The following is a 10,653-nucleotide window of genomic DNA, read 5'->3' on the forward strand; positions in this document are numbered from 1 at the left end:
GGTTGCCTGTCTCGTCAAGGGCAATAGCCTGGTAATTAATACCATCTGCCACCTGGGCAGAGGAAGGAAGATAAAAAAGCACAGAACATAAGATTGCCAGTGTAAATGTTCTCATATCATTAATGGATTTAGGATTATCTGTATTAACCTGAAAATACTTTATTGAATACTTAAATTACAACACTATCAGTTTCTGAGTACCTCTTCTGCTCTGATCGGTTACGGTAATAAAATATATGCCTGAAGTGAACTGCTGCAGGGTGACAGATACCGAAGGGCCGGAAAGGCCAGTCCGGTGATACACCCTTTTACCGTACATGTCGGTAATGATCAGCTCCGGGTTATCAGCCTCATCAACAAGGTCAATGTATACATGATCCCTTGCAGGATTGGGATACATCCTGAAATATAGCTCACCAGGCTTTAGCTCATCGGGCATGGGAGCATATGTAACAGGCGGTATATCGACGGACTGCTGGAATCCCTGTCTTAAAATGCCGAATTCGGTGGTAAAAACAAGGGTGGCGGGTGGCTGACCGAAGGTCTGCCTTATAAAAAGTCCCCCGTTATATGCGGAGGAGCCAGCAGAACTGAGGGTGGAGCGAATGATTTCCTGCCCGGAAGAAGCCATGGCCAAAGAGATTGCAGCCATCAACATAACTAATCTTGGATATTTTATCATGACAGTAAGAATTGAGTGATGTTTTAAAAGCCAGTATAATTAAATATGCACTAAATTTAAGAAATATTAATATTGCGGTTGTAAATTTGACCCTAATTTTTATAAACTTTTTACGAAACTGCGCAATCTGTAGATTAATGGCATTAAATGATAAAGCTGAGCTTATAACAATAGGTAACGAATTGCTTTCCGGAAGAACCATCGACACTAATTCAGCATGGCTGGCAAGCCAGCTTGACCAGATCGGAGCAATAACCGTGAGGATCACCTCTGTAGGCGATACGCGGGAGGAGATCCTTAAAATATTACATGAGGCAGGGGAGAGGGCAGGCCTGGTAATAATGACCGGGGGACTTGGCCCCACAAGCGATGATGTTACGAAACCCGCTCTTTGCGAGTTTTTTGACACAAAGCTGGTATTCAGTGAAGAGGTGTTTAAACACATAAAAGTGCTTCTGGCCGGCAGGAACTGTAAAGTAAACGAGAATAACCGGAAACAGGCTGAAATACCTGGCTCTGCAATTCCACTGCATAATGCCCTGGGCACGGCACCGGGACTCTGGTTTGAGAAGGGAGATACCATATATATAAGCCTTCCCGGCGTTCCGTTTGAGATGAAAGACCTCGTCACTACACAGGTGATCCCCCGGTTGCAAAGCCAGTTAACATTTCCGCCGTCCTGCTACAGGACCATAATAACACAGGGAAGCTTTGAGGCTCACCTGGCCGAGATACTTTCCGGGTTTGAAGAACAGTTGCCGGCCGGCATCAGCCTGGCGTATTATCCTTCTCCGGGCATCATCAGGCTTAAGATCGGGGGAGTTGGCGAAGATCCGGAAATTTTAAGGGCAACAGTTGAAAGTGAGGTGGACAAACTCAGGGAGATTATTCCGCAGCTTATAGTAGGGTATGATGAAGAAACACTTGAGACGACCACAGGCAAGTTGTTAACAGACAGGGGTGAAACACTAGCTGTAGCTGAAAGCTGCACCGGGGGAGCCATAGCATCGCTTATCACCGGAGTGCCCGGAAGCTCTGCCTATTTTAAGGGTGGAATAATTGCATACTCGAACGAAATAAAGAAAGATCAATTGGCAATAAATCCCGATATATTAGATACCTACGGCGCTGTAAGTAAACAGGTAGTTGAAGACATGGCTGTCAACGCCCGCTTGCTGTTCAACAGCACCTACGCTATTGCCGTCTCAGGTATTGCCGGCCCTGCCGGCGGCACACCCGAAAAGCCTGTAGGCACAACATGGATTGCTGTATCCTGCTCCGGATCAACAGATGCGGCACTATACATGTTAGGCGACAACAGGCAAAGAAATATTCAGAGAGCTTCGGTAACAGCGCTGAATATGCTCAGGAAGATGATCCTGGCAAAAACCTGACCGTTATTTTCCGCGAAAGCGAAACTCAAAACTTTTTGCGACTTTAACTAAAAATAAATAGTAATATATTTGATTAAGTCGGGAAAAATACCGACTTTTGCGCTCTGTTAAAAATCACGTTATAAATAACAAGGAAATGTCACGAGTTTGTCAGGTAACAGGGAAGCGTCATATGGTAGGGAACAATGTTTCCCACTCGAAAAGGAGGACCAAGCGTAAATTCCATCCCAATCTCTTTACCAAGAAGTTTTACTACCAGGAAGAGGACAGGTGGGTAACGCTGCGCGTTTCGGCTTCAGGTATCAGGCTTATCAATAAGAAGGGGTTGCATACAGTACTTCAGGATGCCAAAAGCAACGGATATATTAACGTTTATTAATCATATTGTATCATGGCTAAAAAGGGTAACAGGGTTCAGATCATACTGGAGTGTACCGAGCACAAAGAGAGCGGAATGCCCGGAACTTCCAGATACATCTCAACCAAAAACAAGAAAAATACACCTGAGAGGATGGAGCTGAAGAAGTATAACCCCATTCTCAAAAAAATGACGGTTCACCGCGAAATCAAATAAAGATAATACACTATGGCAAAGAAAGTTGTTGCTAGTCTGAAAAAGGCTGACTCAAGGAACCTGGTTAAGGTTGTGAAGATGGTCAAATCTGAAAAGTCAGGATCCTATACCTTTAAGGAAGATATTGTAAGTAAGGAATTTACCGACAATTTTTTCAAGAAATAAGCTCCTTACATTATTCTTAGGGATCTGCACAAGCTTTCTTTTTGCAAAAAGAAGGCTTTTTTTATTCTAAAAACAAACATTATGGCTGCCTTCAGGATATTTCAGGGTAGGAAAGATAAAAAGGAGACACCGGCCGGAGCCGCAGGCGGGGAAGATACTCTTGAGCGGGGTCTGGAGAAAACAAGGGAGTCTGTATTCAAAAAGCTTTCCAGGGCGGTTGTCGGAAAGTCGCGTATTGATGATGCCGTACTTGACAATCTTGAAGAGGTGCTTATCTCTTCTGATGTGGGAGTTGATACTACTATCAGGATAATAGATAAAATATCATCCCGCGTGGCAAAAGACAAGTTCCTTGGAACAGACGAGCTGAACAGCATCCTGAAAGAGGAGATTATTTCCCTTCTCGGGGAAAATAACGGCGATACTGAAGATAAATTAACCAACACTGCAGATGACGGGCCTTATGTTATTATGGTCGTTGGTGTTAACGGTGTTGGTAAAACTACTACAATTGGAAAGCTGGCACATCGTTTTAAGAGTGCCGGCAAGAAGGTGGTGCTGGGCGCTGCCGACACTTTCAGGGCCGCTGCCATTGAGCAGCTTGAGATATGGGCAGAACGGACGGGAGTTGATATAGTCAAGCAGAAAACCGGAGCCGACCCGGCATCGGTTGCTTATGACACACTTGCATCAGCCAAAGCCGGTAAAGCCGATGTGGCAATTATAGATACAGCCGGAAGGCTGCACAACAAAGCCAACCTTATGAACGAACTCACCAAGGTAAGGAAGGTGATGCAGAAGGTGATACCCTCTGCGCCACATGAGGTACTGCTCATCCTGGACGGATCTACCGGACAGAATGCATTTGAGCAGGCAAGACAGTTCATTGCTGCGACCGAGGTTAATGCGATTGCCCTTACGAAACTTGACGGCACTGCCAAAGGCGGTGTGGTTATAGGTGTTTCCGACCAGTTCAGGATACCTGTCAAATACATCGGAATGGGAGAGGGGATCGACGATCTTCTAAGGTTTGACAGGGTAAAGTTCGTATCTTCACTTTTCGAATAGAATTTTTTATTTTGGTTTACTGAATGTCTCCTGTAAAAAATTTCAGGCGTGTTAACATGATCACCATGGGCTGCTCCAAGAACCTGGTTGATTCAGAGTTTCTGATGGCACAATTCTCTGCTTCCGGCTGGAAGGTTGATTTTGATGGCAGCGGAGCCGGTTACGATGCTGTGATCATAAATACCTGCGGTTTTATTCATGACGCCAGGCAGGAGTCCGTCGATATGATCCTTCAGTATGCCCGTGCCAGGGAGAAAGGAGAGATCGGAAAACTATTCGTTACAGGATGTTTATCTGAAAGGTATAAAGATGAGCTTGCTGAAGAGATCCCGGAAGCTGATCTGATCCTGGGAGTGGACCCTCTTGAGGGACTTAAGCGTGAACTGAAACTTTCCGATTCCGGATGTTCCCCTGCTGCCCGCCTGCTTTCAACCCCTTCACATTATGCATACCTGAAGATCTCCGAAGGATGTGACAGGAAATGTTCTTTCTGCACTATTCCCTCAATAAGGGGCCGTCATTTATCCCGCAGAATAGAGAGTCTTGTTGATGAAACCAAAATGCTTTCAGAAAAGGGAGTAAAGGAGCTTGTTCTGATTGCGCAGGACCTTACATCCTACGGTACTGACCTTTACGGAGAACCGCGGCTGGGTGACCTGCTTTTGCAGTTGCAGGAGATTAACGGCATTGAATGGATCAGGCTCCACTATGCCTACCCGGCCGGATTCCCTGATGATGTGCTGGAAATAATGGCCTCCGGATCTAAAATATGCCGTTATCTTGATATTCCGCTGCAACATATATCAGACAATGTGCTGAAAAAAATGAGACGTGGAATATCAGGCAGAAAGACACTCGGACTTATTAAAAAGATCAGGAACAAGGTGCCCGGCATCGCACTTCGCACAACACTGCTTACAGGCCATCCCGGCGAAAGCGGGAGGGACTTTGAGGACCTCAAGAATTTTGTACGCAGTGTCCGTTTTGAAAGACTGGGAGTATTTCCCTATTCTCACGAAGAGGGAACGTGGGCATACAATAATCTGGAGGATAGCATACCGTTGGCTGAAAAGGAACGCAGGGCAGAAGAGATAATGGAAATTCAGCAGGAGATATCAACAGAAATCAACTCATCTTATATCGGCAGGCACATAAAAGTATTGATTGATAGCGAAGATGAGAAATATTTTCAAGGCAGGACCGAGCATGATTCACCCGAGGTTGATAACGGGGTGCTGATTGAGAAAACCGGCAGCATCGTTGCGGGAAGCTTTATCCTTGCAGAAGTGACCGGTGCTGATGAGTTTGATCTGTATGCACGGCCACTGCTGTAGCCGGATAATCAATAGGTTTTCAGGGGGACTTCAACAAAAAAGCGCCCCGTTCAGGGACGCTTGCGGCATTTAATGATCCTGTTTTTTCTTTTTCTCGCCGGTTTCCTGTTTCTTTTTGTTTTCAACAGTAATTTTTATGCTCTCTGTTTTTTTGGTATAACCCACAAGCAGAACATCACCTTCTTTAAGCTCAGATTTAATTATTACCTCAGCAAGAGGGTCTTCAAGGTATTTCTGAATGGCCCTTTTCAGCGGTCTGGCTCCAAACTGGATATCATAGCCCTTTTCGGCAACAAAATCCTTTGCAGATGCCGAGATCTTGACATGATACCCGAGGTTTTCCATCCTCTCAAAAAGTCCTTCAAGCTCAATGTCTATGATCTTGTGAATATCTTCCTTGCCCAGATGGTTAAAAGTAATAACATCGTCTACCCTGTTTAGAAATTCGGGGGCAAACGCCTTTTTTAGAGCCTTGTGTATGATGCTTTTCATATGCTCGTTGGAGGACGCCTCCCTTGCGCTTGTTGAAAAGCCGATCCCCTGTCCGAAATCCTTTATCTGGCGGGTGCCGATATTGGATGTCATAATGATGATGGTATTTTTGAAATCCACCTTCCTGCCCAGGCTGTCAGTCAGCTGTCCTTCATCAAGAACCTGGAGCAGAATATTGAAAACATCAGGATGAGCCTTCTCTATCTCGTCGAACAGAACAACTGAATAGGGATGCCTGCGCACCTTTTCAGTAAGTTGCCCGCCCTCCTCATAGCCGATATATCCCGGGGGCGCTCCAACCAGCCTGGATACGGAAAACTTTTCCATATATTCACTCATGTCGATCCTGACCAGGTTGTTGGCACTTTCGAACAGGTACTCGGCAAGAATCTTTGCAAGCTGGGTTTTACCAACGCCGGTGGGACCCAGGAAGAAAAAGGATCCTATCGGTTTGTTGGGGTCTTTCAGCCCGGCCCTGTTCCGCTGTATTGATTTAACAATATTGTTAATTGCCTCATCCTGCCCGACAACCCTACCTTTAAGCTCTTTACCCATATTTAGCAGCCTTACGCCTTCGGCCTGGGCAACCCTCTGCACTGGCACACCTGTCATCATGGCTACCACTTCTGCCACCTTGTCGTCATCAACTAGCTGCCGGTTACGCGACAACTCTTTTTCCCAGTTCTGCTTTTCGCTCTCAAGAAGGTCAAGTAATTCCTTCTCCTTGTCACGTTGCCTTGCGGCAAGCTCAAAATTCTGGTTCTTTACTGCCTTGACTTTTTCCTGACGTGTATTATCTATCAGGTTTTCAAGTTCCAGTATCCTCTCAGGCACCACAATATTGGATATATGGACCCTTGACCCGGACTCGTCAAGTGCATCAATTGCCTTGTCCGGCAGGTGCCTGTCAGATATATACCTGCCTGTCAGGCTCACACATGCCTGAATGGCTTCAGGTGTATAATAAACATTGTGATGGTCCTCGTATCTTTCCTTTATATTATTAAGTATCTCAATTGTCTCATCCGGTGTGGTAGGCTCTACCATTATTTTCTGAAAACGGCGCTCCAGGGCTCCGTCCTTTTCAATGTGCTGCCTGTATTCATCAAGAGTTGTTGCGCCTATACACTGAATATCGCCACGGGCAAGAGCAGGCTTCAGCATGTTTGCCGCATCCAGAGAACCTGTGGCACCACCGGCACCCACTATGGTGTGTATCTCGTCAATGAAAAGGATGATCTGGTTTGTTTTGGCTAGTTCATTGAGTATAGCCTTGATTCTCTCTTCGAACTGTCCGCGGTACTTCGTTCCGGCAACTATCGAGGCGAGATCCAGGGTAACCACCCGTTTACCGAAAAGGACCCTGGAAACCTTTTTCTGGACAATTCTCAGTGCAAGCCCCTCAACAATAGCTGATTTTCCAACGCCGGGATCCCCAATAAGTATTGGGTTGTTCTTCTTGCGTCTGCTTAATATCTGTGCAAGCCTCTCAATCTCATTCTGCCTGCCGACAATCGGATCAAGACGGTTCTCTTCAGCGGCCTTGGTCAGGTCTATGCCAAAGTTGTCCAGCACAGGAGTTTCCGATCCTGATTTGCTGCCGGGACTTTGCGGCTGTTTTCCGCTACCGAACGGCCCCTTTGCCTCGTCATCTTCATCTCCCGGAAATTCCGCCCTTGCTTCACGCTGCTTCTGGTCAAATTCATCCTTGAATACGAAATAATCTATATTTTCAGCTTCAAGCAACTGAGTAATAAGGTTTGTCTCATCCTTAAGTATAGCGAGTATAAGATGGCCTGTGTCGATGGTATCACTCTTCAACGACCGGGCTTCAAGGTAAACAAGCTTGAGCACCCTCTCTGCTGTCTTCAGCAGGGGAACATTCTCCATTTCGGCAGGGGTCAGCTCTGTGGCTGACCTCAGGTGATCCTCCACGGTTTTCCTGATGGCAGCAAGATTCAGCCCCATGGACACAAGTATGTCAATGGCCAGCCCCTCTCCGTCACGCAAGATACCAAGGAAAATATGCTCCGAACTTATGTTTCTGTTGCCCAGCCTTATAGCTTCCTCCCTGCTATATGACAATACATCTTTTACCCTCTGTGAGAATTTTGCATCCATATAAATCGTAGTCGTAATTTTAAAAAACCAACATCGCAAAGTTAATAATTAAAAAATAAAGAAAAGGATGTTGATAATTATGAGTTTTTTCAGAACAATTTTACACATTTTATGGCTAAATTAGCGCCCGGATTATCAGAAAATATGAACAAAATCAGGCTTAACCATCACTGTGTTAAACAGTGTTCCTGAAATAATGTTTATAATAGCGGCAATAAACAGGAATAATATTATTAAAGTGCTATGTCAGAAGGAGAAAGACTGCTAAAGGTCAATATTGAAGAGGAGATGAAATCCGCCTACATTGATTATTCAATGTCGGTAATAGTTTCAAGGGCTCTGCCCGATGTGCGGGACGGACTTAAGCCGGTGCACAGACGTGTTCTTTTCGGAATGTCTGAGCTCGGGATAATGTCCAACAGGGGACATAAGAAATCAGCCAGGATAGTGGGAGAGGTGCTGGGTAAGTATCACCCCCACGGTGATTCTTCAGTATATGAAGCGATGGTCAGGATGGCTCAGACCTGGTCGTTGAGGTACCCGCTGGTAGACGGACAGGGTAACTTTGGATCGGTAGATGGCGACAGTCCTGCTGCAATGAGGTATACAGAAGCAAGGCTCAGGAAAATAGCCGAAGAGACATTGTCCGACCTTGAAAAGAATACAGTTGACTTCAGACTCAATTTTGATGATACACTTGAGGAGCCTACCGTGCTCCCGACCAGGATACCAACACTTCTGGTAAACGGTGCATCAGGTATAGCAGTCGGAATGGCTACAAACATGCCTCCCCATAACCTGATTGAAGCGGTTGACGCAATTTCTGAATACATTGACAACCCTGAAATAGAGATTTCCGCCCTGATGCATCATATCAAGGGGCCTGATTTTCCGACAGGAGCTATAATATATGGTGTGCAGGGTATCAGGGATGCATATGAGACAGGCAAGGGAAGGATAGTTGTCAGGGCAAGGGCAGAAATTGAAACAACCGAGACTGGAAGGGGTAAGATCATAATAACCGAGATACCCTATATGGTCAATAAGGCCGAACTTATCAGAAAAACTGCCGAGCTGATAAATGATAAAAAGCTCGAAGGCATATCATATATTAATGATGAGTCCGACCGTAAAGGTATGAGGATTGTCATAATTCTTAAAAAAGAAGCAGTTGCAAATGTTGTATTAAACAATTTGTTTAAGTATACACAGCTGCAGACAAGTTTCAATGTTAATAATATAGCACTTGTAAACGGTCGCCCTAGAATACTCAATCTTAAACAGGTGATCTCATATTTTGTCAAACACCGGCATGAAGTTGTGGTTCGCCGTACCCAATATGACCTGGAGCAGAGTGAGAAAAAGGCGCATATTCTTGAAGGTGTGCTTATTGCTCTTGATAATCTTGATGAGGTAATCAGCCTTATCAGAGCTTCTAAAACACCTGAAGAAGCAAAGCAGGGATTAATAAAACGCTTTGGCCTCACTGAAGTACAGGCAAAAGCAATTCTCGATATGAGACTTCAGAGACTTACCGGACTGGAGAGGGATAAAGTGCGTGAAGAGTACCAGGGGCTGATGAAACTCATTGATTATTTAAGGAGTGTACTTGCCAGTGAGGAGCTAAGAATGCAGATTATTAAAGATGAATTACTGGAAATAAAAGAAAAATACGGCGACGACAGGAGAACCGAAATAGTCCCTGACGAAGGCGAATTCAATCCGGAGGACTTCTATGCTGATGATGAGGTCGTTATAACCATATCGCATCTTGGCTATATCAAAAGGACGGCCCTTACAGATTACCGTACACAGAAGCGGGGAGGGGTTGGTGCAAGAGGAAGCAGTACCCGTGAAGAGGATTTCCTGGAACACCTTTTCGTGGCAACAATGCACAACACAATGCTGTTCTTCACTGAGAAAGGGAAATGTTACTGGCTGAAAGTATGGGAAATACCCGAAGGGGCAAAAACATCAAAAGGACGCGCCATACAGAATATAATTAACATAGAGCCCGATGATAAAATCAGAGCTTTCATTAACGTAAAAAATCTCACTGATAGTGAGTTTATTAAGAACAACTATATATTACTGTGTACAGCCCGGGGCGTAATCAAGAAAACATCTGTCGAGGCATATTCACGACCCAGGGCAAACGGAATTAACGCCATCAATATCAGGGAAGGGGACTATCTCATTGAAGCAAGACTTACAGGTGGTAACTCTGAAGTAGTTCTGGCTGTGCGTTCAGGAAGAGCAATCAGATTCCCCGAATCTTATGTAAGGCCTATGGGCCGAACTGCAAGTGGTGTAAGGGGCATTACACTTGCCGGTGAGGATGACCGCGTTGTAGGAATGATCTGTGTTGATAACGGCAGCCAGGATGTGCTTGTCGTTTCTGAAACCGGTTATGGAAAGCGATCATTAATAGGTGATTACCGGATTACAAACAGGGGCGGCAAGGGTGTTAAAACCATGAACATAACCAAAAAAACAAGCCAGCTTATCAACATCAAGGGTGTTACAGATGCTGATGATCTGATGGTTATAACCAAATCAGGTACAACCATCAGACTGGAGGTAAGCAAGATCCGGACTACAGGCAGAACAACCCAGGGAGTCAGGCTGATCAACCTCCGTGAAGGGGAGACCGTTGCATCTGTTGCAATTGTTGGAAAAAATTACCAGGAGGATGAGGAAAAAGATGAGATAATTGACATTCTGCCGGATACAAATACTGCTGATAATGAAAGTGATACATAACAATGATGTTTTTGGCAGGAAATTTGAAGCTATTTAAAATATGGTGTACATTTATCCTGT

At 45.1% G+C, this 10,653-nt stretch carries 9 protein-coding genes; 7 read left to right on the forward strand and 2 right to left on the reverse strand.

The genetic code is table 11. The features are described from left to right. Positions 1-175 precede the first annotated feature (175 nt). Positions 176-682 (reverse strand): T9SS C-terminal target domain-containing protein, encoded by a 507-nt coding sequence (locus EA408_03815; GenBank protein ID TVR73871.1) that lies wholly within the window; start codon positions 680-682, stop codon positions 176-178. A gap of 137 nt (positions 683-819) precedes the next feature. Between EA408_03815 and EA408_03820 the strand changes: the two genes are divergently transcribed. The 6 genes from EA408_03820 (at position 820) to rimO (ending at position 5,217) form a co-directional block, all read left to right on the forward strand. Continuing rightward, positions 820-2,076, forward strand: a complete 1,257-nt coding sequence (locus EA408_03820; GenBank protein ID TVR73872.1) for a CinA family nicotinamide mononucleotide deamidase-related protein — start codon at positions 820-822, stop codon at positions 2,074-2,076. Between the two features lie 136 nt (positions 2,077-2,212). Then, positions 2,213-2,455, forward strand: a complete 243-nt coding sequence (locus EA408_03825) for a 50S ribosomal protein L28 (GenBank protein ID TVR73873.1) — start codon at positions 2,213-2,215, stop codon at positions 2,453-2,455. A 12-nt stretch (positions 2,456-2,467) separates the two neighbouring features. Next, positions 2,468-2,650 (forward strand): 50S ribosomal protein L33, encoded by a 183-nt coding sequence (rpmG, locus tag EA408_03830; protein ID TVR73874.1) that lies wholly within the window; start codon positions 2,468-2,470, stop codon positions 2,648-2,650. A gap of 12 nt (positions 2,651-2,662) precedes the next feature. Next, positions 2,663-2,815, forward strand: coding sequence for a DUF4295 domain-containing protein (locus tag EA408_03835; GenBank protein TVR73875.1), 153 nt, complete (start codon positions 2,663-2,665; stop codon positions 2,813-2,815). An 81-nt stretch (positions 2,816-2,896) separates the two neighbouring features. Further along, positions 2,897-3,883: a signal recognition particle-docking protein FtsY gene (ftsY, locus tag EA408_03840; protein TVR73876.1), complete on the forward strand. Its 987-nt coding sequence runs from the start codon at positions 2,897-2,899 to the stop codon at positions 3,881-3,883. Between the two features lie 23 nt (positions 3,884-3,906). Continuing rightward, positions 3,907-5,217, forward strand: coding sequence for a 30S ribosomal protein S12 methylthiotransferase RimO (gene rimO, locus EA408_03845; GenBank protein TVR73877.1), 1,311 nt, complete (start codon positions 3,907-3,909; stop codon positions 5,215-5,217). 69 nt (positions 5,218-5,286) lie between these two features. Here rimO and EA408_03850 read toward each other — a convergent pair whose 3' ends face one another. Further along, positions 5,287-7,830: an ATP-dependent Clp protease ATP-binding subunit gene (locus tag EA408_03850; protein ID TVR73878.1), complete on the reverse strand. Its 2,544-nt coding sequence runs from the start codon at positions 7,828-7,830 to the stop codon at positions 5,287-5,289. Between the two features lie 243 nt (positions 7,831-8,073). On the opposite strand from EA408_03850, the gene gyrA reads away from it, so the two are divergent. Further along, positions 8,074-10,593 carry a DNA gyrase subunit A gene (gyrA, locus tag EA408_03855; GenBank protein TVR73879.1) on the forward strand — a complete coding sequence of 840 codons (2,520 nt, stop codon included), beginning with the start codon at positions 8,074-8,076 and terminating at the stop codon, positions 10,591-10,593. Positions 10,594-10,653: the final 60 nt, after the last annotated feature.

The sequence above is a fragment of the Marinilabiliales bacterium genome (assembly GCA_007695015.1).
Classification (GTDB): Bacteria; Bacteroidota; Bacteroidia; order Bacteroidales; family PUMT01; genus PXAP01.

What these genes read in the sequence shown, in the direction of transcription:
- EA408_03815 (TVR73871.1), bottom strand. Translation starts at nt 682, where the DNA reads ATGATAAAATATCCAAGATTAGTTATGTTGATGGCTGCAATCTCTTTG.
- EA408_03820 (TVR73872.1), top strand. Translation starts at nt 820, where the DNA reads ATGGCATTAAATGATAAAGCTGAGCTTATAACAATAGGTAACGAATTG.
- EA408_03825 (TVR73873.1), top strand. Translation starts at nt 2,213, where the DNA reads ATGTCACGAGTTTGTCAGGTAACAGGGAAGCGTCATATGGTAGGGAAC.
- rpmG (TVR73874.1), top strand. Translation starts at nt 2,468, where the DNA reads ATGGCTAAAAAGGGTAACAGGGTTCAGATCATACTGGAGTGTACCGAG.
- EA408_03835 (TVR73875.1), top strand. Translation starts at nt 2,663, where the DNA reads ATGGCAAAGAAAGTTGTTGCTAGTCTGAAAAAGGCTGACTCAAGGAAC.
- ftsY (TVR73876.1), top strand. Translation starts at nt 2,897, where the DNA reads ATGGCTGCCTTCAGGATATTTCAGGGTAGGAAAGATAAAAAGGAGACA.
- rimO (TVR73877.1), top strand. Translation starts at nt 3,907, where the DNA reads ATGTCTCCTGTAAAAAATTTCAGGCGTGTTAACATGATCACCATGGGC.
- EA408_03850 (TVR73878.1), bottom strand. Translation starts at nt 7,830, where the DNA reads ATGGATGCAAAATTCTCACAGAGGGTAAAAGATGTATTGTCATATAGC.
- gyrA (TVR73879.1), top strand. Translation starts at nt 8,074, where the DNA reads ATGTCAGAAGGAGAAAGACTGCTAAAGGTCAATATTGAAGAGGAGATG.